The sequence below is a fragment of the Candidatus Schekmanbacteria bacterium genome, assembly GCA_016219965.1.
Taxonomy (GTDB): Bacteria; Schekmanbacteria; GWA2-38-11; order GWA2-38-11; family J061; genus JACRJM01.
The window spans coordinates 495,815-518,690 of record JACRJM010000004.1 but is presented as its reverse complement, the minus strand read 5'-3'; the positions used below and the strand labels follow the sequence as shown (position 1 = coordinate 518,690).

Annotated in this window: 22 protein-coding genes; 4 read left to right on the top strand and 18 right to left on the bottom strand. The window is 42.1% G+C overall.

All coding sequences use genetic code 11. From position 1 onward, the window contains the following. Positions 1-22: 22 nt before the first annotated feature. Both HZA77_07690 and HZA77_07685 read right to left on the bottom strand, forming a co-directional pair. Entirely contained in the window at positions 23-1,345 is a 1,323-nt protein-coding gene (locus tag HZA77_07690) for a hypothetical protein (protein MBI5375301.1), read from the bottom strand. Positions 1,346-1,376: 31 nt separating this feature from the next. Further along, positions 1,377-1,724: a hypothetical protein gene (locus HZA77_07685; GenBank protein ID MBI5375300.1), complete on the bottom strand. Its 348-nt coding sequence runs from the start codon at positions 1,722-1,724 to the stop codon at positions 1,377-1,379. A 138-nt stretch (positions 1,725-1,862) separates the two neighbouring features. Here HZA77_07685 and HZA77_07680 point away from each other — a divergent pair, with 138 nt between their 5' ends. Together HZA77_07680 and HZA77_07675 are read left to right on the top strand one after the other, a co-directional pair. Beyond that, a complete protein-coding gene (locus HZA77_07680) occupies positions 1,863-2,291 on the top strand; it encodes a hypothetical protein (GenBank protein MBI5375299.1) in 429 nt (142 codons plus the stop codon). A 115-nt stretch (positions 2,292-2,406) separates the two neighbouring features. Next, entirely contained in the window at positions 2,407-3,840 is a 1,434-nt protein-coding gene (locus tag HZA77_07675; protein MBI5375298.1) for an Ig-like domain-containing protein, read from the top strand. 1 nt (position 3,841) lies between these two features. On the opposite strand, the gene HZA77_07670 is transcribed toward HZA77_07675, so the two are convergent. From HZA77_07670 to HZA77_07625, 10 genes are all read right to left on the bottom strand, one after another. Further along, on the bottom strand, positions 3,842-4,648 hold the full coding sequence (locus tag HZA77_07670) for an alpha/beta hydrolase (protein ID MBI5375297.1): 807 nt from the start codon (positions 4,646-4,648) through the stop codon (positions 3,842-3,844). 18 nt (positions 4,649-4,666) lie between these two features. Further along, positions 4,667-7,750 (bottom strand): efflux RND transporter permease subunit, encoded by a 3,084-nt coding sequence (locus HZA77_07665; protein MBI5375296.1) that lies wholly within the window; start codon positions 7,748-7,750, stop codon positions 4,667-4,669. Continuing rightward, entirely contained in the window at positions 7,750-8,922 is a 1,173-nt protein-coding gene (locus tag HZA77_07660; protein ID MBI5375295.1) for an efflux RND transporter periplasmic adaptor subunit, read from the bottom strand. The genes HZA77_07665 and HZA77_07660 overlap by 1 nt, the downstream gene beginning before the upstream one ends. Continuing rightward, positions 8,919-9,398 (bottom strand): MarR family transcriptional regulator, encoded by a 480-nt coding sequence (locus HZA77_07655; GenBank protein ID MBI5375294.1) that lies wholly within the window; start codon positions 9,396-9,398, stop codon positions 8,919-8,921. The genes HZA77_07660 and HZA77_07655 overlap by 4 nt, the downstream gene beginning before the upstream one ends. Before the next feature lie 288 nt (positions 9,399-9,686). Further along, a complete protein-coding gene (locus tag HZA77_07650) occupies positions 9,687-10,685 on the bottom strand; it encodes an inorganic phosphate transporter (GenBank protein ID MBI5375293.1) in 999 nt (332 codons plus the stop codon). Positions 10,686-10,733: 48 nt separating this feature from the next. After that, positions 10,734-11,354 (bottom strand): DUF47 domain-containing protein, encoded by a 621-nt coding sequence (locus tag HZA77_07645; protein MBI5375292.1) that lies wholly within the window; start codon positions 11,352-11,354, stop codon positions 10,734-10,736. Between the two features lie 31 nt (positions 11,355-11,385). Continuing rightward, the gene (locus HZA77_07640) at positions 11,386-11,799 is read right to left on the bottom strand and encodes a biopolymer transporter ExbD (GenBank protein MBI5375291.1); all 414 of its coding nucleotides are present in this window, start codon (positions 11,797-11,799) and stop codon (positions 11,386-11,388) included. A gap of 44 nt (positions 11,800-11,843) precedes the next feature. Then, positions 11,844-12,251 (bottom strand): biopolymer transporter ExbD, encoded by a 408-nt coding sequence (locus tag HZA77_07635; GenBank protein MBI5375290.1) that lies wholly within the window; start codon positions 12,249-12,251, stop codon positions 11,844-11,846. Further along, positions 12,251-12,937 carry a MotA/TolQ/ExbB proton channel family protein gene (locus tag HZA77_07630; GenBank protein MBI5375289.1) on the bottom strand — a complete coding sequence of 229 codons (687 nt, stop codon included), beginning with the start codon at positions 12,935-12,937 and terminating at the stop codon, positions 12,251-12,253. Before HZA77_07630 ends, HZA77_07635 begins: the two co-directional genes overlap by 1 nt. Positions 12,938-12,996: 59 nt before the next feature. After that, positions 12,997-13,728 carry an energy transducer TonB gene (locus HZA77_07625; GenBank protein ID MBI5375288.1) on the bottom strand — a complete coding sequence of 244 codons (732 nt, stop codon included), beginning with the start codon at positions 13,726-13,728 and terminating at the stop codon, positions 12,997-12,999. A 355-nt stretch (positions 13,729-14,083) separates the two neighbouring features. Here HZA77_07625 and HZA77_07620 point away from each other — a divergent pair, with 355 nt between their 5' ends. Together HZA77_07620 and HZA77_07615 are read left to right on the top strand one after the other, a co-directional pair. Then, the gene (locus tag HZA77_07620; GenBank protein ID MBI5375287.1) at positions 14,084-15,316 is read left to right on the top strand and encodes a tetratricopeptide repeat protein; all 1,233 of its coding nucleotides are present in this window, start codon (positions 14,084-14,086) and stop codon (positions 15,314-15,316) included. Between the two features lie 96 nt (positions 15,317-15,412). Then, positions 15,413-15,772: a hypothetical protein gene (locus tag HZA77_07615; protein MBI5375286.1), complete on the top strand. Its 360-nt coding sequence runs from the start codon at positions 15,413-15,415 to the stop codon at positions 15,770-15,772. A 389-nt stretch (positions 15,773-16,161) separates the two neighbouring features. Here HZA77_07615 and HZA77_07610 read toward each other — a convergent pair whose 3' ends face one another. The 6 genes from HZA77_07610 to HZA77_07585 form a co-directional block, all read right to left on the bottom strand. Next, complete coding sequence (locus tag HZA77_07610) at positions 16,162-16,557, bottom strand: M67 family metallopeptidase (GenBank protein MBI5375285.1); 396 nt, start codon at positions 16,555-16,557, stop codon at positions 16,162-16,164. A gap of 3 nt (positions 16,558-16,560) precedes the next feature. Further along, positions 16,561-16,800, bottom strand: a complete 240-nt coding sequence (locus tag HZA77_07605) for an NIL domain-containing protein (protein ID MBI5375284.1) — start codon at positions 16,798-16,800, stop codon at positions 16,561-16,563. Between the two features lie 28 nt (positions 16,801-16,828). Further along, positions 16,829-17,104 (bottom strand): MoaD/ThiS family protein, encoded by a 276-nt coding sequence (locus tag HZA77_07600; protein ID MBI5375283.1) that lies wholly within the window; start codon positions 17,102-17,104, stop codon positions 16,829-16,831. Between the two features lie 21 nt (positions 17,105-17,125). Beyond that, positions 17,126-18,352: a threonine synthase gene (locus tag HZA77_07595; protein MBI5375282.1), complete on the bottom strand. Its 1,227-nt coding sequence runs from the start codon at positions 18,350-18,352 to the stop codon at positions 17,126-17,128. A gap of 199 nt (positions 18,353-18,551) precedes the next feature. After that, positions 18,552-20,027, bottom strand: a complete 1,476-nt coding sequence (locus tag HZA77_07590) for a glycosyltransferase family 39 protein (GenBank protein ID MBI5375281.1) — start codon at positions 20,025-20,027, stop codon at positions 18,552-18,554. Positions 20,028-20,208: 181 nt separating this feature from the next. Beyond that, positions 20,209-22,875 (bottom strand): response regulator, encoded by a 2,667-nt coding sequence (locus HZA77_07585; GenBank protein ID MBI5375280.1) that lies wholly within the window; start codon positions 22,873-22,875, stop codon positions 20,209-20,211. Between the last annotated feature and the right edge of the window lies 1 nt (position 22,876).

Sequence of the window (22,876 nt, the reverse complement as noted above, 5' to 3'; positions counted from 1 at the left end):
CCCTTTTTAAAATGTATTTTTTTCATCCAATACTTTTAATTATCTCTTTTATCTCGTCTGCTGATTTTTCAATGCCGGCGCCGAGGCTTAGAAGCTCTGAGACCTTATCAAGCGTTATCTCTGAAGCCATCAGCATAAAGAGAGGGCAGACGCCAAGAGTATAAGCAAGGGCGTTAAGCTCCTCGCGGCTTGCATCACTTGTTGAAAAGACTTTTTTATTTGGAGCCCAGGCACTAAAAGACGACGCGGCTTTCTCACCCCATGCATCGCTATATGGCTCGACATTGTCAGCTCCGCTCTGAGAAAGGGATGTCACTGCATCTTCAACCTCTGCGAATGTTTTCCCCTTCCCTGCTATCGCCTTTGCAACCTGCACTGGTTCAAGCCCAAGCTTTGCGGAAAGCTCTAAAACTCTTCCTGCATCAGCAGAAGAAAAGCCAGCAGCTTTAAGCTTTATCGCTGAAGCTAAATCTGTAAGTAAAAATCCCGGTGCATCCACTCCGTCAAGTGCGCATGCCTGCGGGGATTCATTGTATTTTAAAAATGTATTGCAGTTATAGGGACACGCAAAGCAGCCTATCATGCGGTGGATTGATGGCGCTGCCCATGATGCGGTCTCTCCTGCCCCGATTGCTTCCGAACAGGCAAGTATCCCATACTTTCCTTTAATGCTTCCGCTTATTATCTCTTTCTTTAAGCCTGCGCAGCCATCAATAAAATCCTGCGACGATTCTATCTCGATCAGACCAAGACCTCTGAATGCAACCGCCTTCAAATTCTTTGCGCCGAAAACTCCTGCTATATTCCATTTGTCCGCAGTGCCCCAATAGTTATGGCAAAGCTGTGCTGCCTTTGAACCGTTCTCCCCTGCAACGCCGATTGAAATAACCTGCACAAGGTCCTCTGCCATGTCTTTGCGCAGAGCTTCGGTGATCTCCCAAGTTGATTTTCCCCAGTACTGGCCGGCATCATTCAGGTCACCGATCTCATCATGGAGCCAGAGATAAACAGGCTCTTCAGACTTTCCTTTTATAACGACAAAATCAAAGCCTGAGAGTTTAAACTCCATACCGCCATTAAGCAGTATTGGGAAATGCACAACCTCGCCATTCAAAGGACTCTTGCATGTAACTATCGCAGCCGCTCCTCCGGGAAAGAGCGTGCCTGTGAATGGTCCACAGCCAATTACTATTGGGTCATCACTTTCATATTCTTTATAAAGAGCGAGATTTGCCTTAGCTCCGCCAATATGGCTATTAAAGAAATCAGCTCCGCATCCTTTCTCGTTCACTTCTCCTTCACTCAAATCTACTATCAGGATCCTGTCATTATATAAGCCGGGCATTTGAATCCTCCGTTTTTTTATTAATTAATGTTTATTCCTTAAGCAGTGCGCCTGTGGGGCAGAATCTCACGCAATTGTATTCTTCGGCGTTAGCGCATAGATCGCATGTAGGCCTGATAAGTATAGGCTTTGCTGAAGCGCTCTCCGAGCCGCCTGATGAACCGCTTCCCGGTTTCTTGCTTTCAATCCCCTCGGGCTTTCCAATCAGTATGTCATCTTTCCTTTTCACCATTATGCCAAAGTAGTTCTTCTTCTCAGCACCCCTGTAAATCATAATACTTGATGAAAGCGTAGTGAAAGCATCATCATGGTAGTACCCGCAAGCCATCTCGCAAGAAAGACAGGCAATGCATTTTCCCGGATCAACTTTAAGTGCCATCTTAGTCCCCTTGTCTTTATAAATTTAACACCCTGAAGATAGCCGTTTTATATTAAAAGACTTAAACCATAGTCAATACGAAATATTGGAAATTTAAGGTAAATTGTAATATGCTATAAGAAAATATTAAGAGGATTTATGCCTGAGACAATCTTGAAAGCTTGTGTAGTTGATGACGACGACTTAATGCAGATGGTTATAAGGGATTATCTGATTTCAGAGGGATTCTCGTCTGTAAATGCTAAAAGCGACATTACACACCAGTGTTCTTTCTTCAAAAACAGGGAAACAACTTGCCCAAAGAATGAGCCATGCAAAAACCTTCTAATACTTGATAACAGACAGGTCTTTTCAGAAGGTATTCAATTTCTCGAATACATTGACAACATAAAATGCTCTTGCTCCAGGACCTTCAAGATACTATATACCTCAGATACTATTTCGAGAGACAGCCAGAAAATGTTGGATGAACTTGGAGTAAGACTTGTAAAGAAAACCATGAACCACAAAGAAGATCTTTTTCCGGTAGTAACTGCTTACAGAAAATGGCTGAAACAGAATCATTGATGTTTTAAATTAAATGGACTATCTTGTACTTAACTAAAAAAAATGATTTAAACTTTTTGAACTTTATTCTAAAAGATATTTAAGTAACTAAAATCTCTTCTAAGGAGAAGTACTAATGATAAAAAAGCAAACTCTCTTGTCAATTATTATGGCACTGGCTTTTTCACTGATTCTTTTTTTGCCAAACGTATATTCAATGCAGGGTACCGGAAGCGGTGGTATGGGCGGTGGCATGTCAAATGGATCCGGCAATGGGGATATGAGTGGTGGAATGGGACAGGGGTCTGGTGGTGGAGATATGGGAAGTGGTATGGGTCAAGGATCTGGCGGTGGAGATATGGGTGGCGGCATGAGCGCTAAAAAGAAACCGATGGTCATGAGTGTAAATATTTCTCCAAAGAAAACAATTGTACCTGCCGGAGAAACAGCTATTTTTACCGTGACAGTTAAAATTAAAAACAAAGCAAGCAAGAAAGTCATATGGTCTGTTACAGGGGGCAGTGCCAATGGAACCATAGCTGCCAATGACCTGACTTCTGCCACTTACACGGCACCGGCGGAAGTTACCGAACCGAGGACAATTAAAATAGTTGCCAAAAGTAAAATGAGTAAAATGAAGAAATCAATAGCTATGGTCACACTTATTCCGGCAGTATCGAGCGGAGACACCATCACCATTTCCAATTTTGCTTTCAGCCCTGTCAACCTGGGCGCAGTTCCCGGAGCAGTAATCACAGTGACTAATGAAGATGAATTTACTCATACCGTGACAAGTGCTTCAAAGCCGCTTAATTATACGAAAGGTTCTGTAAAAGGGATTTCATTTGACACAGGCTCGTTCATCAACACAGATGGAAGCAAAACAATAGAAATTCCTGTCACCGCTACCGTTGGCACTGTAATTCCTTATTTCTGTACTGAACATACGAACACAATGACAACCAAAAATGGGTTTATCACAATAGTCAATCCCGCAGAAATAACTATTTCTGTATCTCCTGAAAATGCCACAATAGAGTCAGAAGGTACTGCTCAATTTACAGCAACCATAACAGGAACGCTTGACGAGGTTGTTACATGGACCGTTGACGGAGGAGATGCCAATGGAACAATCGATACAAGCGGACTTTATACTGCGCCTGTTCTGACAACAACAATGAAATCAGCCGTTGTAAGGGCAACGAGCAATGCTGATCCAGCGCAATCCTCAACAGCCTCAGTTACCCTTGTCCCAACTATAACTAACGGGGATACGATAACAATCTCCGGATTGACGTTCAGCCCTGTAAACCTCGGAGTATCACCAGGAGCAGTAATCACAGTTACTAATACTGTTGGTTTTGACCACTCTGTGACAAGCGCATCTGAACCGGAGGTTTATACCAATGGAGCCGTTAACGGTATTTCATTTGATACAGGACTTTTCTTAAGCTCAAGCGTTACAATTGAGATACCTGTTACAGCAACAGTCGGCACTGTTATCCCGTATTACTGCTCACAACATATGAGCTTAATGACACCTAAGAATGGTTTTATCACTATAAAGTAAATTATAACAACTTATAAACTGTATTTAAAACAGACGGGGAAAATACCAGGGCAATATGCCCGATATAATCGAAGGATATCTCTTTAGAGTCCGGAGCAATCGAATTTTCCGGCGGCAGTATTATGTTGTCAAAGGTACTCCAAATCGAGAACATCTTTATATTGCCGGGGAGTCTCTTTTCATTTAAATCTTTTAAAAATGAACTTCCTGTCTTCATTTCACCACAGCACTTACCAATATGGAGTCCGGCCAATGCAGTGCCAAGGTGCGGGCTTCCGATCGTTATGAGCTTTCCTATCACACCTGCATCCGGTGAATTTACAGCATAATATCTCGCTGCTATTCCTCCCATACTGTGGCAGACCATATCTATTTCTTCGATGCCGCAGGATTTTATTTCCTTGACCTTTGCTGAGATGAGTCCGGCAAAATGCTCTATGGATGCAAATGGGGGACTTAGTGTGATATCAAAAATATTTTCAATACCTCTTCTTCGTAAATAATATTTCATAGGAATAAGCATGGAGCGGTTATGAATATAGCCGTGTATCAGCAATACTCCCTTTCGCTTTTTATTTAGTTTAGCCTGCGGTTTTACGCTGGAGTCGAATATCCCGAATGGGTAAAGAAGTATGGCAGCCGTTACCGAGACAAACTCACCAAAGATTCCCAGAATGATTTTGAGAGGATGAAAGGCATGATGCTTATTTTTTTTAATCGCAAGTCTGGAGCAGATTATAATTTTTACGACAAAAGAAAGACATGTCCAGATGAAACAGCCAATTATAAAAAAGAGCAAAACTCTCATTTATTTCTCAGGTATTCTTCAGGATAAAGTTTTTTTCCGGGAAAAGAACCTTTCTGTAACTGTATCAAGGACTGAATAAACAGCAGGCACAACAACGAGTGTAAGCATCATCGATGTCAACAGCCCGCCTATTATTGAAAGAGCCATGGGCGCCCTGAATTCAGAACCCGGAGCATTGCTGAGAGCAACCGGCAGCATACCCAGTATCATGGCAAGTGTTGTCATAAGAATAGGACGAAGCCTTGCCGGACCTGCCTGAAGTATTGCATCTTCCTTTTTAAGCCCTCTGCTCCGAAGTGTATTAGTATAATCAACAAGAAGTATGGCGTTCTTCGTAACAAGCCCGAGGAGCATTATTATGGCAAACATCGTCGACATGGCAAAATGCATACCAAATAAAAAGAGGGTAATGACCGCACCGACTATAGCAAGCGGAAGTGAGAGCATTATGGTGAAGGGATGAACGAATGAATTAAACTGGGATGCCAGCACCATGTATATGAATAAAATTGCAAGGATAAAAGCCTGGCCCAATGTTGAAAAAGCCTCTCCCATTCTTTCGGCCTGCCCTCCAAAACCCATCTGGTATCCTGGTGGAAGCTTGATGTCGGTGATCTTCCCCTTTATGTCCTTTACCACAGCACTCAAAGGGATGTCTCTCAGCCATGACTGAACCAGCACTTCCCTTTGCCTGTTTTTCCTTCTTATCTCCGTAGGTCCTTCTTTCTGGTCTATGGAGGCAATCTCTCCCAGCGCAATATCACGGCCGCCTTTAAACTGCTGCCTGAAAGAAATATTTTCAATGTCCGCAGTGCTGTCACGGTCAAGCTTAGCAAGCCTTACTCGTATGTCATACTCCCTGTCGCCTTCCCTGTACTTAGACGGGACTATCCCTTCGATCATGGACCTTAAATTAGTTGCCACCATTCCGGTGCCAAGACTCATGTCGCTTGCCATATCCCTGTCAATGCTGACTTCAAGCTCGGGACGTCCTTTTTCAAATGATGACGACACGTCAACAGTGCCGTTCACGCCTCTGACGATGGGGAGAAGTTTCTGTGAGACATCAGAAAGGACATTAAAATCCTCCCCCCGCACATAAATGCTTACAGGGGCTTCCTGGCCTTCATCCATAGTCCTGCTGTTTACCATTATCTTGTCTGCCGGAAGGTCCGAGAGGGCAACTCTTATCTGTTCTTTGATCGCTTCCTGGGTAAGTCCGGACTTTCTCTCTCCCTTCTTTGTGCAATATACATCAAGGTGCGCATTGGTGACGTCATTAAGCTGGCCGATGGCCGTGAATATCGTTATCACATCCGGGTTTTTCTTTATAAGTTTTTCAGCAGCCGTTGCAATACCGTTAGTCCTTTCAAGTGATGTTCCGGGGGGCATTTTGATGGTAACGCTTATTTCTCCCCTGTCCTCGGCAGAAAAGAACTCCACTCCAATGAAGGGAAGAAGGACAAGGGAGCCTATAAAAATCCCCATTGCGCCGAGTATGACTGTTTTTTTATTAGCCAGTGTCCATTTAAGGATTTCCCTGTATTCATTGTCGAGGGCTGAATAAAATTTTTCAAGCTTGTTTGAAATCCTGGTAAAGAATGTGTCCTTCTCTTTTTCCTCTTTTGAAAGAGGACGCATGAAATAAGCCGAAAGCATTGGATCAAGAGTGAAGGAGACAAAGAGCGAGACCATGACCGCAAAAGCCGCTGTCAACCCGAAGGATTTGAACCATTTCCCGATCATGCCGGTCATAAAAGCTATCGGAAAGAAAACCGCGACGATACTGAAGGTGGTAGCCATGACCGCAAGGCCTATCTCGGCAGTCCCGAATGAAGCTGCCTCCTTGGGCGACATCCCCTCCTCCATGTGACGGAAGATATTTTCCCTCACCACTATGGCGTCATCTATGAGAACACCCACGATAAGGGACAATGCCATGAGCGTCATTATATTTATTGAAAAGCCCATCACATACATGAAAAAGAAAGTCGTGATAAGCGAGGTTGGCAGCGAAAGAGCACATATCACAGTGCTTCTCCAATCATGCATAAACAGAAAAACAATAAAGACCGCCATTATGACGCCTACAATGATAGATTCCCTTACATTTGCCACATCCTGTTTTACAAGCAGGGAATCATCCCTGATGACAAAAACATTATAGTCCTCGGGAAGCAGTTTCTTAATGTCGCTGATCTTGCTGACAATGTTGTCGCAAAGAGCAACCGTGTTTGAACCGCTTTGTTTTTTTATTGCCATTGAAACCGCATCAACACCATTTATCCTTGCTATTCCCCGCAGATCCTTGAAACCGTCAACAACCTCGGCAATGTCTCTCATATAAACCGGAACATTGTTGTTCTCGGTGATTATTATGTTCCCGATCTGATCTATGTTCGTAAATTCACCCTGAGTCCGGACGACTATCTCTCTTGATTCATTGTCGATTCTTCCTGCAGGGACATTCACGTTCTCGCTTTTAAGGGTTGAGATGACCTGCTGTATCGGAATGCCGTAAGCCTTCAGTCTGCCCTGCCTCAGGTTGACCTGCACTTCACGTTCAAGTCCTCCAACCATCTCAATGGATGCAACATTCTCGATCTGTTCGATTGCAGGTTTTATGACGTTTTCTACACTGTCTCTTATCTCAGATGACGGGCGCGGTGCAGAAACACCAAGCCACATGACTGGCCTTGATGCCGGGTCTAATCTTTCGATTACAGGCTCTTTGACCTCTTCCGGAAGCTGGGCTTTCTTTTGGAATACCTTTTCCCTGACTTCAATGCTTGCCAGCTTTATTGGGATCTCAAATTCGAATTCGAGGACTATCCTTGACATTCCTTCAGTTGTTATGGAGCTTATGTTTTTTATGCCGTTAACCGCACTCACCGCTTCTTCAAGAGGCTTGGTAACGGTTGTTTCCACTTCCTCCGGGCTGGCACCCGGGTATAATGTGGTCACAGTAACGAATGGCGGCGAGATATCAGGAGTTTGCTCAACATTAATATAGGCTATTGAAACAACTCCAAGCACCATGAGTGCAACGATCATCATCGCCGCGAAAACCGGGCGGTTTATCGATATATCAGAAAGGACCATCAGACAGAACCTTTTCTGATGCTTGCCTGATCGTAGAGGCTTGCCTTGTTTGACGTGACAACTTCTTCACCTGACTTAATCCCTTCAATTACCTGTATCATGTCACCATAACTCACCCCGGTCTTTAACTGCCTCATGTTTGCCTTCCCGCCGTTAAAGACAAAGGAATACTCCTTACCTTCTCTTTTCATGACCGCATCGCGAGGTATCATGACTGTGTTCTTTATGGTGCCCATATCGATCTCAATTTCAGCAAACGAACCTGACCTTAGCCTCATACCGCTGTTTTCAACTTCTACTTCGCAAACAGCTGACCTTGAAAGCTGGTCAAGACCGGGAGAAATCCTTTTCACCTCGCCGGCAAACTTTTCATTTCCCATGGAAGACACCGAAACCAAAGCAGGCATCCCCTCCTTAAGAACCTTTACGTACTTTGCAGGGACATTGATCCGTACTTTTACGACGCTAAGGTCTTCAACCCTGAACAGCGGTACTGAACTGCCTCCGTTTGAAGAATAGACCATGGCACCCATATCATAATTTTTCCTTGTTACAACGCCGGCTATTGGAGACCTTATCCAGCAATTTGAGAGATCCTGCTTGGCAATATCAAGCTGCGCCTTGCGGGAGTCATTTGCCTGCGCCTCAGAAAGCGAAAGGGAAGCCAACGATGACCTGTAATTATCGAGGGACTTTTCAAATTCCTGGTCTGAAAGCATTCCATTTTTTTTCAGGGTCTCTGCTCTCTGATATTCATTCCTTGTCCTTTCTATGCTTGCCTTTGCCTTCTCAAGGTCTGCCTGTGCGACCTTAAGCGCTGCTTCAGCCTCTTTAACCTTCAAGTCAAGCTCCTCATGCTCTATTATCGCAAGGACCTGGCCCTTCCCGACTGCGTCCCCAATATCAACATTCACCTTTTCAATTTTTCCTGAAGCTTTTGTATATATGTCAACGCCAGCATTTGGACAAACATCTCCCGATATTGTGATTACGTTTCTTATATCACCGTTTACTGCGCTTACAGTCCCGACTACAATCCTTGAGTCTTTTGATGTTGCGGCCATTCCCTGTCCTTCTATAACCGACTTATAAACCCTGAAACCCAAAAATAGAAATGCGATAACAGAAACCGTAATTATGATTTTTTTTCTTCTGCTACCAGCGATTGTCATTGTTTAGCCTCCGTTGTTTTCTGGTATTTCTGTTTTATGTTGGTGCTTAAACGTTCAAAAGTATCTATGAGAAGCATCTGGTCGTCTTCGTTAAGCATGCGAAGCATGGTTTCAATCCTTTCCCTGCGGACCTTCCAGAGCAATGATGATGTTGAGGAGCCCTTCTTGGTCAGGCTTACATTCACTATCCTCCTGTCAGTATTGTCCTTTCCTCTTTTGACGAATCCGTCGCGCACCATGCGGTCAATTATCCCGGTAAGCGTACTCATATGAATTCCCATCCAGACCTTCAGCTCGCTCATGGTTGCTATTTTCTTCTCTCTCAAAAACATCATTGCTATGAACTGAGCCTCTGTGACCTTGAAATCGGAAAAACGATACCGGTCCTTTTCGCGGATTATGGAAAAAAAGTCCCTGAAGGCTTTTTCAAAGCGCTCAGTCTTCCCGCGGAAACCATTGTTATTATTTTTTTTCATGAATTCAAAATTATTATTTTAGTTGAGTTTATAGCCGTGCTTGGCAATACAAATATTATTCATCACAAATAGTTTGTCAAGCAAAATACTTTTCGCAAAATGTAAAAGTTATGGAGCTGCCTTTTAATTCTGATTTTTTGGTTTGTCATTCCGCACTTGATGCGGAATCCAGATTTAGTCATTATTTCTGGATCCCCTCTTTCGAGGGGATGACATAAAAAAGAGGTGATGACATAACAAGAACAGAAGATGACAAGAAAAAGATGCGTGAATTACAGGGAGAATGTCTTACGGAAGGACTGCATTCAGGAACAAGTAAATCAATGCGGCAAAGACTGCTGATGCGGGCAATGTAAATACCCATGCATATATTATCTTCTTTCCGATGCCCCATCTTACGGCTGAAAACCGGCGTGCCGAACCTACGCCCAAAACACTTCCTGTTATTACATGCGTTGTGCTTACTGGAAGCCCGAGAAATGCTGCAAAGAAAAGAAGACCCGAAGCTGATGTTTCTGCCGCAAACCCGTGTACTGGCTGAAGCTTTATCAGGTTCATACCAAGCGTCTGTATGACCTTCCATCCTCCAAGCGCGGTTCCCAAAGCTATGGTAAGAGCACAAAGCAGAATTACCCATACCGGCACATCAAGCGTTGTCTGGACGCCTGCAGAAACAAGAGCCATCGTTATCACTCCCATTACCTTCTGTGCATCGTTTGTACCATGGCTTAATGCCATAAAACTCACGGAAATAAGTTGAAGTTTTCCAAATATGCTGTTAACTTTTCGCGGGGCCCAGTTTGCAAACATCTTATTAAGTACGCGCATTAAGATAAGTCCGAATAGCATTCCAAGGACAGGCGAAATAAGAAGTGCAAGGAATATCGGGGTAAGACCCTTGATATTTAAAACTCCCATGCCATGACCTATTACTGCCGACCCCATAATCCCTCCTATGAGAGCGTGCGAGCATGAAATCGGCAAGCCAAATTTTGTTAGTGCGATAGTCCATATTGCCGCGCCTATCATAGATGCGAGGATTACTTTTGCATCAAGGATAGAAGGGTCAACTATCTTGCCTGCAATACTTTTTGCCACCTTAGTGCTTACAAAGGCTCCAACGAAGTTCAATGTGGCAGAAAGGACTATGGCTTGTATTGGAGAAAGAACACGCGTTGAAACGACAGTGGCAATCGCATTGGCAGAATCGTTCCATCCATTTGAAAAATCGAAAACAAGGGCTGCTAATATTGTTAAGGCGAGAAGGAATAAAGTATAGTCAATCACAACGCGTATAATATTGAAGGTCTGATAATTTTATTTGCCGCCTGCAAATTATGCATTTTTAAGAACGATTCCTTCGACAACATTTGCGACATCTTCACACTTGTCAATTGCAGTCTCAAGATTCTCATAAAGTTCCTTCCACTTTATAACTTCAAGCGGCGGAAGATTATCAGAAAAAAGCTTGGCAACAGATTCACGAAGAAGAGCATCCCCCTCGTTCTCAAGGCGATTTATCTCAATGCAGGAATTAAGAATCTGTTCCGGTTTTTTGATGTTTTTAAGTTCAGTTATTGCCTTTGCTACTTCATTGACAGATTTCACAAGGACATTTACAAGCGCTTTTGCTTCCTCTGTAGGCACTTGCACATTGTATAATACCATCCTTGAAGCTACTGCATCAATGTAATCCAGAATATCGTCGAGGCTTTTGATAAGGGAGTAAATATCCTCTCTGTCAAGAGGAGTGATAAAAGTGAGGTTTAACTTTTCTATGGTGCTGTGGGTTATTATATCCCCTTCATGCTCAATTTCCTTGATATGACTCGACTTTGAGACAATATCCGTATAATCATGTATAAGCTGTTTTAGCAAATCAGCGCCAACTACAACGTTCTTGGCGCCTTTTTCAAAAAGATCGAAAAATTTCTGTTCTTTGGGGAAGAGCTTCAATTATGGGAAATCTGCCTGTTTTAAGAACGTGTTATTTCTTTTCAGTTATAATGGCTATGGTCTTTACACCTGCTGCCTTACATATATCCATAACCTCTATTATACTGCCGTATATAAGTGAACCAGCCGCCTTAATGAATACTGTCTTGTCATCCCTTGTTGAAAGCATCTCGCGGAGCTTTCCTTCGAGTTCCGCACGAGCAACGCCTTCCGAGTTAACGTCAATTGATGAATCAGGTCTTATACTTACAACCAGGGTTTTCTTTTTGTCCTCTTTGTCCGGTTTCTTCTGGCTTGTACTTTTTTCCGGAATATTGATGTCTATCCCCTTTTGCATCAAAGGGGTCACCACCATAAAGATAACAAGCAAAACAAGAACTATATCAATAAGGGGAACAACGTTGATTTCGTTTTTTACCCCTTTGCCGCCTACATCCATACTCATTTTACATTCCTCCGCACAGCACTATGTTTAAAAAAAAGGGATTACTACCCTTTCTTTTCAGTCATCAGACCAACTTCCTTAATGCCCGCATTTTTACAAATATCCATTACTTCCATAATCTTGTCGAATGTCAAAGTCTCATCCGCTTTGATATAGAGGGATTTTTCCTCTCTGTTGCTGAACAGCCCTGTAAGCTTCTCTTCAAGTCTGTCAGTTGAGGCGATTTTGTCAGATTCAAGGTACATCTGACCATCCCTCTTTACCGTTAGAGTAACCTTGACCGCTTCCTTTTTAGTGGCTGAAGCCGCCTTTGGAAGCCTTACATCCACTCCCTTCTGAAGAAGAGGAGTTACAACCATGAATATAACAAGAAGCACAAGGCATACGTCAATTAGCGGTACAACATTTATATCGGACTTGACATTCTTTGTCCCGCCGGCTTCCATTCCCATTATTTAGTCGCCTCCTTGAGAAGATAATCAACGAGTTCAGATGAAGAGTTATCAATCTCAACAACATAGTTTTCTGTCTTGGTAATGAAGAAATTGAAGAAAACAACCGCAGGAATTGCAACACCAATACCGAGCGCTGTTGTAACAAGAGCTTCAGCTATACCTGCTGATACGGTAGCAAGTCCGCCAGAGCCGCTCGTTGCCATAGCCTGGAATGAATTGATGATTCCAAATATAGTTCCAAAAAGTCCGACAAATGGAGAAATACTGCCTACTGTTGCAAGTCCGCCTGTTCCTTTTTTAAGCCTTGCTACTTCTACTGCTGTTTCCCTCTGGATAGCCCTAGATGCAGCCTCAATCTTATCTTCAGAGGTCAATATCTGCTGAAGATTGGAAGATCCGCCCTCATTCAGCTTAAGTTCTTTCAAACCTGCGGCAACAACTCTTGCAACATGGCTTTTAGAAGCTTCTTCAGCCATAGGAAGAACTTCTTTTAGCTTGCCGGACTTGAAAGAGCTTGCAGATTGTGCAATAAAAGTTTTTGTCTGTTTCTTAGCCTGGTAGAATGTCCACCATCTTTCTGCAATAATGGTAAATGCATAGATTGAGCTACCGGCTAAGATAAAAACAACCGTCTTGGCAATAAGCCCCATACTTGTCCACATTTCAAGAAACGAAAACTGCATTTTAAAACCTCCTTTTAACTATATTTATTTATTTTATCCCTTAGCCCTTGGAGACAGTTCTAATTGAGCTTGAAAATTATCGGCGCATTATAATATACGCGGACCGCTTTCCCGCCAGCTATGGCAGGTGTAAACTTCCACTGGAGAATCGCCTGTACAGCAGCTTCCTCAAGGCCTATTCCCCTTGCTTTCGGCGGAACTACGGTCAATACTTTCGCACTTTCAACATTTCCTTTGGGCCCTATGACAATCTGGAGAATTACCGTTCCCTCAACACCTGCTTTAAGAGCAAGCTGAGGATAAACAGGATTTACTTTATCTTTTGGCTCAGGCTTTGTCATATCTGCCGTTATTATTCTTGGAGGCTCGATATCAAGCTCTGATTTAGCTTCAGGTGCTATATTACCCATAAATGCTGATCCTGCCGCACCTCCTCCTCCTCCAGTTGCTCCGCCTATTACCCCAAAACCACTACCACCTGCCTGTACCGGCTCAGAAGGTCCTGATGAAGGTGCATCAATGACAGGTCCCTGATCAACCCTTGCTGCCTCGACTTTAGGAGCAGCAACCTGCTGCGGAGCTGAGGCTGCAGGGGGGGGGGGAGGCGGGGGTGGAGCTGAAGGCGCCACCAGAGTTACCTTTACTTCTTTCTCTATCATCTGTGGAAACAATATTGGTATAGCTATTATAGTTCCAATTACAATGCCGTGGATAAGAAGCGAAACAGGAGCCATATACCATCTTTTACCATCCTGGCCGCCTTCTCCCGACTCTACAAGAGTGTCGAACACTAATTCGCCCTCCTTTCATATCTATTCTTTTTATTAATATTTATAGGATGTTTTGGAAAGAGTTTTTTTCGAAAATTGACATACATATCTTTTTCAAGATCAAGACATTCTTTTTCAATATCTTCCATATATGATATCTTCAATATAGTTATCTCCCTGAGCGGAATTCCTTATGAGAGTCGAGTGTCTTGTATATGTTTTTTATTCTTTGTCAATAAAAAAAACTACAGTATGCGTGACATATAAATGAGATATCTTATAGGTACTCCGGCAATACAAAAATCTTGACAGTACACCTCATGAAATATACAAACACCACATATTTTAGCAAGAAACTTTATTAAGGAGAGATACCATGTTGATAAAGAAATTCTCATCGCTCACTGTTGTTCTGTCTGTTCTGATTATTACAATTGCTATAGCAGGATGTGGAGACAAAAAAAAGAAAGAATTTGACGCACACATGAAACAGGGTGAAAGCTTCTATGCCCAGGGAGATTTTGAAAAAGCCATCGACGAATTCAAAAAATCTGCGGAGCTTATGCCGGCATCAGCAGATGCGAACCAGAACATAGCAGTATGTTATTCCAACCAGTTCCTTGCCATGAAAAGCCCGACAGAACATGAAAAGTGCGTAAATCTCGCTGAGAATGCTATCGCTTATTATAAGAAGACTCTCGAGCTTGATCCTGCAAGGGCAGAATCGCAGTTCAATATATCAAATGAATATGCAAAGATAGCATCGATGTTCATGGATGACGGAGACCTCGCTGAGGCACGGACATATTTTAAAAAGAAGATCGAGGTAGATCCTGCCGGTGCAGATGCTTATTATACGCTGGGTGTAATAGACTGGGGTCTTTGCTTTGCAGTACAAAAGCCTGAAGGACTTTATGGAATTGATGAATATGTAGATAAACTTGCAGCAAACGATACAGCGATTTCGGCAATTTCGAAAAGCGCAAAAATAGACAAGGTCAAGGCTGCTGAACTTGCAAAAGCTCTCAAGGCACCTGAGACAGATGTTGTAAAATCAATAAGCAAAGATTCTCTCATTAAACAGCTTAAAGAGATAAAGGACATAAAAGATGATCAGGTAAACAAGGTACTGGAATGTATCGGGACTTCACCAATCAATATGCTGAAATGCATAACAGAGAAGGCGCCTGATTTAAAATTTTCTCTGGCGAAACAGGCAAGAGCTATTCTGTCGAAAAATGTACGCAATATGTCAGACTATATCTCGTCAACTGTCGGGATATCAAAGGATCAGGCTGGCAAAGGTATTGAAGAGGCCGTCAATCATCTAAAGCTTACTGCCATAGATGACGGGTTTACATCAATTAAAAAAGCTCTCGAGATCAATCAGGAATCTCCTGACTACTACCAGTATATGACAATGCTCTATGTTGAAAAAATAAAAATAGAGGACAACAAGAGTGCCATTGATGAGGACTCAAAGAACGCGGAAATCAATTTCCAGAAGGCAAGCAGGCTCCGCGACAAGAAAAAAACCGATGCTGACGTGGAAAAAGAAGTCAAAATGTTCCGCGAGCAGTTAAAACAGCTTCTTGCTAAAAAGAAGTAAAACGCAAAAAAAATATTCCCCCTTTATTCCATTCTTCACAAAGGAGTAAAGGGGGATTGCTTTTTATAGCGATTTTGTAGTAATATGTTCACTCAAATGAAAAAATCACTGCTTATAATAATAAGTTTGCTCTCTCTCTCGTTTGTTTCCTGTTCAAATAGTGTTCCCTATATAAAAAATGACAATTTTGTTAAGCCTAATATCTGGGATGCACCGGAAATTAAAGTCAAGAAGCTTTCAGAGGAACAAAAGAAAATCTATTCAGAGCTAGGTGCCCCTTCCTATATCCTTGTCTATAAAGAAGCTGTTTCCGGAAGAGAAGAACCAAGAGCAGTACACGAATGGATTTATGAAAAAAACGATAATCTTCTCTGGTTCGTTGACGGAATACTTACAGACAAGATAGCAGTTGAAGTGCCCGGATTGAGAAAGGGCATATTCTCCTGGCAGCAGTAGCTTAGCAATAGGGGACGAGCAATAGGGGACGCAACCCTTTTTCTTGCACAGCAGTAACTTCGATAATAATCGGTTTGACAGATTCTCCATCAGGAGTAGTTTAGCTTGGCAGTTCCCCTCTGGCACTAAACAGCAGGTGCCTGCCGGGGAATCTGCCAAGCTAAAAAAAATCTAACCAATAATATAGCATGTCTGTTTTTTAGGTAATTCGTCTCTTATTTAGCGGTGGCTGCCTGCATAGGAGCGCATGAAGTTTTAAGCGAAATGCAGGCTGCCGCCGCTCAAAGATTGCATACAGTTTTATAAATAACTTTTTAAAAGACAGATAATCAAAAACTCATACTGTTTCAAACTTCTCTTCCCTGATCAAGAAAAAGGGTTGCGTCCCCTTATTTGGTTTCAAACTTCTCTTCATTGTATGCTCCGTTCTCTATTGTAAAAAGCCTGATCTGCGGCGCATCCTGGTTTGCCAGACAGACTATCATGTAATGGCAGTTAAAATATGCAAGGGCGATATCTTTTGAGGATGGCACTGGTTCTCCTTCCGGATGGGAGTGATAAATGCAGAGTAATTCAAGATGTTCATCATCGAGCCGTTTTAAAAGGCTGTATTGCTCAAGAGGGTCAGACTGGTATGAAACTTCGCTTTTATCTTTATTGGTAAGCCTTACAGATTCTGAAACTTCTCTTCCCTTCCCTATCAGGACTCCGCATCCTTCAAGGGGATATTCTTCTTTAAGATGTGATATTACTTCATCAATGATACTGCGGGGTATTACAAGCATACTCTATTCAACTACATCTCCCTCTATGGGATATACGTCTACACCCCAGCTTTTAAGGGCATCTATGGCTTTTTCTATCTCATCCATGGCGCCGGATATCTCAATATCCACCCATCCGGTATTCTCTTCAAACAGGGCTTTTCGCAGATTTGGGACAACCTCAAAATCCTTTACAAGACGGTAGATGATCGGTTCCTTTATTATCTCCCCTTTAAATACCAATCTCGCCTTGAAGACAGACATAGATTTTCTCCTTCCGGGTTGAACGTTATCAGCCTCCGGCTATTGCCGGTACTATTGATAACTCATCACCTTCTTTAACAGCAGTCTCGGTTCCATTCAGGAAGCGGATATCTTCCTCGTTGACAAAGATATTTACAAATCTCCTTATCTTCCCGTCATCATCGCAAAGTCTTCCCTTAATGCCGCTGTATTTTTTCTCAAGGTCGTCAATCACTTCCGCAACGTTCTTCCCTTCAGCATCAACGATCGCCTGCTGTGAGGTAAGTTTCCTCAGCGGCGTAGGTATTCTTACTTTTACTGCCATTTCAAGCTCCTTATAAAAAACTTATTTTTTTATCGCTGCTTCAAAATCGCGCAGATGCGGGTCTATCCTTATGGGTTTATGGAGAGCTCCTTCTACTGCCTCCTGTGTCTTAAGGCCGTTTCCCGTGATATACGCAACCGTTACTTCATCTTTTTTTATCTTACCATTTTCCGCAAGTTTTTTCAGCACTGCAATCGTGACTCCTCCTGCTGTCTCAGTAAAAATACCTTCCGTGGACGCAAGAAGTTTCATGCTATCTACTATCTCACTGTCATTTACAGTTTCGAAAACACCGCCGCTTTCTTTTACAGCTTTCAATGAATAATATCCGTCAGCGGGATTCCCTATGGCAATTGACTTTGCTATTGTATTAGGTTTTACTGGTTTTATGAATTCAGTGTTATTCTTATAAGCCGTCGCAACAGGCGAGCATCCTTCAGCCTGCGCTCCGTTCACTTTTATATCTGCACTGTCAATCAGACCCAGTTTCAGGAACTCATTGAACCCCTTACGTATCTTTGTAAGAAGCGAGCCTGATGCAACAGGAACAACGACCTGGTCAGGCGCCTTCCATCCTAACTGCTCTGCTGTTTCATAGGCAAGAGTCTTCGAGCCTTCTGCATAGTAGGGTCTGATGTTTATATTCACAAAGGCCCAGTTATATTCTCCTGCAACCTCAGTGCAAAGACGGTTCACATCGTCGTAATTGCCGTTGACAGCCACCAGAGTGGGGTTATAGATGAGGCTTCCGATTATTTTTCCTGCCTCAAGGTCACCGGGTATGAACACAAAGCACTTTAGCCCTGCTGCCGCTGCATTTGCAGCAACTGAATTTGCAAGGTTTCCAGTCGATGCGCAGGCGACCGTGTCGTAGCCGAATTCCTTTGCCTTTGAAAGAGCTACGGCAACTACCCTGTCTTTAAAAGACAAGGTCGGATGGTTGACAGCATCATTCTTTATATATAGCTCGTTAAGTCCAAGAAGCTTTCCGAGGTTGTTGGCTTTTATCAGCGGAGTAAATCCTGAGTTAGCTCCGACAACATCTTTCCCGCTTACAGGGAGAAGGTCGAGGTACCGCCAGAGGCTATTAGGTCCTTCAGTTATGCTTTGGCGGGATATTTTACTCCCGATATATTCGTAATCATAGTTGACTTCCAAAGGACCAAAACAGAACTCGCAAACATGTATTGCTTCGGCAGGGTATTCATTTTTGCATTCCCTGCATATAAGCCCTTTAATCTTACTCATTCCCGCTCCTTAAAAAAAATCATATCTTTACTTTATAAACCAATTTTTATCCGGATACCCAGAATGGCGAATTGAGGTATTCTTGAATATTTAATATAGCCTGCGTTGTCAATATAAATCTTTTATCATGTGCCAGCAAACAGACTATGTCCCTGATGGATGCGGAAGATAAGAGATGTATCAGAATAAAGTAAATGTTTTAACTGTAAGTATTAAATAATAATTCAAGCAATATTGTTTGAATAAAATTAAAAGCTAATAATTGGAGCGGCAGGATAGAAGATAGACAGTCTGCTGACAGGGATAATATGGCCTCTGAAACAGGTATTAAAAAAAGAGGAGAAAGGAAAATCCATATTCTCTGGGTTTCGTACCAATACACTCCACCTAAAGTAATTACCAGGAGTGTCAATACAGAGATGAATACAGTGTAACCCATATATTCATTTCCGGGATGTGATTTTCTGAACTTTTTTGAAATATAGACAAAGAATATGCCTGTTGAAGCAAACCCCATAAAAGTGAAATAAGCTGCGAAATCAGATATCCTGGTGACAACAAGACTCTCAAAATATTTCCAGCCAACAAAAGGGACTTTCATGAATCGCATATTGTTTACCACTGCTGTTGTTAAACATTCTCTGATATTGAATCCGGTCAGATAATATATGAAAAAATAAATTGTCATGAACGTCATGGATACTATCAAAAGATCAAGGAAGAGCATCCCGGCTTTCCGTATGTCCCTGCGTAAATAAAAAAGTGAAATGAAAAAGAAGAACAACACAAGATATATGCCAGAAAAAGTCATGAATAAGGATATTGCAAGGAAAATCCCTGTCAGAATAGATGAGAGGAAGAAATGTTTTTCCTTAACAAGATAATAAAGGAAAAAATAAAAGGTCCATATTGAAAAAAACATAAAAACCCCATCCATACAAGTGGCGCTGTATATGACTATCGAAGGGGTAAATGCCCATAAGAGAATACCAAATCTGCTTGCTGCTTCTGAAAGAACAAGCTTGAATATCAGGTAAACAGGTATCACGCTGAGTGCGCTTATAATAATCGCTATTAAAGAAGCTGATAACGCACTCCAATTCAGGTACTTTAATATTGCATACATAAAAATATCAGGACCCGGAGGATGTGTGCACCCATGGATTGAGAGCTGAGGCATCAGCGATACATAATCATGCAAAAAACTTTTTATATCATTTATTTTAACTATATCGCGGCAATATCCTGTCGGCGTTGAACGTTCTTCCGCTGTTTCTGAAAAAGGATGGGGGATTGCATGCCAGAATCCACCGCGCGTTGAAGCAAGCGATACATTGAATATAAGAATCACAATAAATAAAAAAGCAATAAACCCGGTTTTTTTTAATGTATTAAGATAATTTCTCTGCCATAAAAATGTAGTTGCCATGAAAATAGCAGTGCATAAACTTATATACCTTAATATAAAGTGCCATTGGTTATCCGGCTCAAAACGCATATCAAAGACAAGGATGTAGTGGAAATTCACTCCGAATATCAAAGGGATTAGATACAGGTATAAGAAAGTTGCAGAGCCGATTATCAGAAAAGACTTCAAGACTACGGATTGTCTTGCAATCGGGCAGTCATTATTCCGGGTAAGTGGTTTTTCTATATTACCAAAGTCAGAATTCATTATCTATTAACTGGATAATGTTAAACAGAATAATTTTTCAGTAAATCTTCTGTCAACCGGGCTGGGGAATGGTAAGATCAATCAATTGAGCGTATCTAAATTCATCATTACCCTACAGAGTGATATAATGTCAATAGGTAAATTGCATCTTTTGAAACATCGCAAGAAATCTTAATTTCTGTCACGTTCTCTTGGAGTAAACATTGAGGAAAGAGGTGACTACGACGGGATCGAACTGTGTTTCGGAACATCTCTTAAGTTCGCTATAAACCTCTTCCATTGCTTTGCCTTTCCTGTAGGGTCTATCAGAACTCATTGCATCTACAGAATCTGCGACAGCAAGAATCCTTGCAAAAAGTGGAATATCTTCACCTTTCAGACCCTCTGGGTAGCCTTTACCGTCATATGATTCATGATGGTGTTTCACTGCAGGAATTATATTTTTAAGCTGTTTGAGCGACGAAAGTATGTCAGCACCCTTCCCAGGATGTTGTTTAATCATATTCATCTCTTCATCAGTCAGTTTTGTCGGCTTGTCGAGAATAGATTCATAAGTACCGATCTTTCCAACATCATGGAGAATTGCTGCCAGCTCGAGATCCTTAAGCTCGGCCTCGGAAAGTCCCATATCTTTCCCGACATCAATAGAATACTTTGTGACCCTTTCTGAATGACCTGATGTCCAAGAAGACTTTGCGTCAATGGCATATGAAAGAGATTTTACGGTTCCAATGAAAAGCTCTTCCATGTCGGTTATAAGCCTCGCATTTTCCAGCGCAACACTTATCTGTGAGGCAAGTTTTTCCAGAGTTTGAAGATGCGGTGTCGTAAACGCTGCCGGTCTTTTTGCACCAACTGATAGAATCCCTATCACAACACCTTTAACTGTGAGTGGAATTCTCACATGCGACATGAATCCTTCCTGTATAAGGGTTTTTTCAAGAAAAAGAGGTTCTTTATTCTCCATTAAATTTGCAATGTACTGCGGTTTTCGTGTATCAATGATTTCCGATGCATTCGTTGCCCCGAACGGCACCAATGACCCTTTTTTTAGGGAAAACAATCCGAATCCCGAAGCAAAAACAAAACTCTTCTTTTCCTTGTCAATAAGAAAAATAGTGGTTTTATCACAGGGGATTATTTTTCCTATTATTCGCGTGGAAGTTTCAAGAATCTCTTCCGGTGAAAGTGTGGAGAGTATACTTTTGTCTATATCATGCATAACCTGTATGGTTTCTATCTTGTGGGAAAGCTCCATCGTCTTATGCATGGTATCGCTGAACAGCCTAGTCTGTTCAAGTGATTGTGACACCTCATCTGATATAGTCTGAATAAGCTTGCCGCCTCTTTCTGTAATTTCCCTGTGCTCCCGGTAAACATTTATCAACAAACCAAGCCGCTGTTTACTGATATTCAGAAGCGGGATTATTTCGATCTCCTTTGCATCATTCAGCCATTCCATCTTTTCCGGATCCCATAATTTTTTCTTTGCACTGGAAGATTTCTGAAAATTCACATCAAGTAATTCCGGTTTCCCGGTTCCCAGTGCCTTTTTTAATAATTCTTCGTCTTCTGAAAGGTTCTCACTTCTGAATATAGGAAGCATGCTTTTTATCAGTCCCTCTGAGGATTGCGGACGAAATTTTCCTGCCACAGCATCCCATAAATAGAAAAGTGAAACATCGCATTTTACTATGTCACAGCAGCATTTAACTACAGATTTAGAAAGTTCATCAATATCAACAGTGTTTGCAGTGGCTTCAGAAAGAGCGAGTAAACTCGCTGTTGTCTCAATTTCATTCTTTAATTTTTTTTCAGCCTTCTTCCTTTCCGTTATATCCCTGATGAGACTAATAGAATTCCATGTGCCGTTTACATTTATTCCCGCAGTTGAAACCTCGACAGGAAACTCCGAACCATCCTTGCGGCAGGCAAATCCTTCTATGGCTTTGTCGGCACCGCGTCCGATTCCAGTCTTGAAGAAAACATCAAAATACCTTTGTATTGAATCCTTGTTTCTTTCAGGGATAATAAGTTGAGTAATATGTTTTCCAATAGCTTCAGATGCTGAATAATTGAAGTACTCCTCTGCTTTTGTGTTCCATAAATAAACCATCCCGGGAGCTTCCAGGCAGATTACTGCATCATTTGCAGATTCAACTGCACCACGAAACCTTGCTTCGCTTGCTCTTAATTCATTTTCAATCCGTCTTCGTTCTGCAATCTCTACAGTCAATGAAGCAGTCCTCTTTTTAACTTTCTCCTCAAGTACATCGTTGAGAAGCTTAAGTTCTTCCTGCATCTTATTAAGTTCCCTGTTCTGTATTATAGCATTCTCATATGTCGCAAGAAGGAGGTTCATAGTCTGACTCCTTCCGGCACGTACAGTATAGTGTTTTCCCTTGTATGTAACTTCAACACATTGTTCCGCAGGATTGTTGCGGAACTGGTCCGGGCTTCTTAGCAGCGAACAGATTTTTGAAAGGAGATACTCCGTGTCGTACGGCTTGGTCACATAGTTGTCAGCTCCTGAATTAAGCCCTCTGATTATGTCTTCAGGTTCCGTAAGCTGTGTAAGAAGTATGACAGGCATGTCTTTTAACGTTTTATTCTGTCTTATCTGCCTGCACATCTCATAACCGTTCATTAGAGGCATCAGGATGTCTGCAATAACAATGTCTGATTTGTGTTGATTTAGCATACCGAGTCCTTCAGCCCCATTTCCGGCAACCTTTACAACGAATCCCTGTTCCTCAAGCATATTTTTTAATACTGCAGATTGAAGCTCACTGTCTTCAACTAAGAGAATTTCCTTCCCCTTAATCTCCTTCTCTTCAAATTTCTGCATA

Bases quoted from the DNA above. Each gene is read 5' to 3' on its own strand.
- HZA77_07690 (MBI5375301.1), bottom strand. From the start codon at position 1,345: ATGCCCGGCTTATATAATGACAGGATCCTGATAGTAGATTTGAGTGAA.
- HZA77_07615 (MBI5375286.1), top strand. From the start codon at position 15,413: ATGAAAAAATCACTGCTTATAATAATAAGTTTGCTCTCTCTCTCGTTT.
- HZA77_07635 (MBI5375290.1), bottom strand. From the start codon at position 12,251: ATGGGAATGGAAGCCGGCGGGACAAAGAATGTCAAGTCCGATATAAAT.
- HZA77_07590 (MBI5375281.1), bottom strand. From the start codon at position 20,027: ATGAATTCTGACTTTGGTAATATAGAAAAACCACTTACCCGGAATAAT.
- HZA77_07640 (MBI5375291.1), bottom strand. From the start codon at position 11,799: ATGAGTATGGATGTAGGCGGCAAAGGGGTAAAAAACGAAATCAACGTT.
- HZA77_07610 (MBI5375285.1), bottom strand. From the start codon at position 16,557: ATGCTTGTAATACCCCGCAGTATCATTGATGAAGTAATATCACATCTT.
- HZA77_07585 (MBI5375280.1), bottom strand. From the start codon at position 22,875: ATGCAGAAATTTGAAGAGAAGGAGATTAAGGGGAAGGAAATTCTCTTA.
- HZA77_07670 (MBI5375297.1), bottom strand. From the start codon at position 4,648: ATGAGAGTTTTGCTCTTTTTTATAATTGGCTGTTTCATCTGGACATGT.
- HZA77_07630 (MBI5375289.1), bottom strand. From the start codon at position 12,937: ATGCAGTTTTCGTTTCTTGAAATGTGGACAAGTATGGGGCTTATTGCC.
- HZA77_07680 (MBI5375299.1), top strand. From the start codon at position 1,863: ATGCCTGAGACAATCTTGAAAGCTTGTGTAGTTGATGACGACGACTTA.
- HZA77_07685 (MBI5375300.1), bottom strand. From the start codon at position 1,724: ATGGCACTTAAAGTTGATCCGGGAAAATGCATTGCCTGTCTTTCTTGC.
- HZA77_07655 (MBI5375294.1), bottom strand. From the start codon at position 9,398: ATGAAAAAAAATAATAACAATGGTTTCCGCGGGAAGACTGAGCGCTTT.
- HZA77_07620 (MBI5375287.1), top strand. From the start codon at position 14,084: ATGTTGATAAAGAAATTCTCATCGCTCACTGTTGTTCTGTCTGTTCTG.
- HZA77_07665 (MBI5375296.1), bottom strand. From the start codon at position 7,750: ATGGTCCTTTCTGATATATCGATAAACCGCCCGGTTTTCGCGGCGATG.
- HZA77_07605 (MBI5375284.1), bottom strand. From the start codon at position 16,800: ATGTCTGTCTTCAAGGCGAGATTGGTATTTAAAGGGGAGATAATAAAG.
- HZA77_07600 (MBI5375283.1), bottom strand. From the start codon at position 17,104: ATGGCAGTAAAAGTAAGAATACCTACGCCGCTGAGGAAACTTACCTCA.
- HZA77_07595 (MBI5375282.1), bottom strand. From the start codon at position 18,352: ATGAGTAAGATTAAAGGGCTTATATGCAGGGAATGCAAAAATGAATAC.
- HZA77_07675 (MBI5375298.1), top strand. From the start codon at position 2,407: ATGATAAAAAAGCAAACTCTCTTGTCAATTATTATGGCACTGGCTTTT.
- HZA77_07660 (MBI5375295.1), bottom strand. From the start codon at position 8,922: ATGACAATCGCTGGTAGCAGAAGAAAAAAAATCATAATTACGGTTTCT.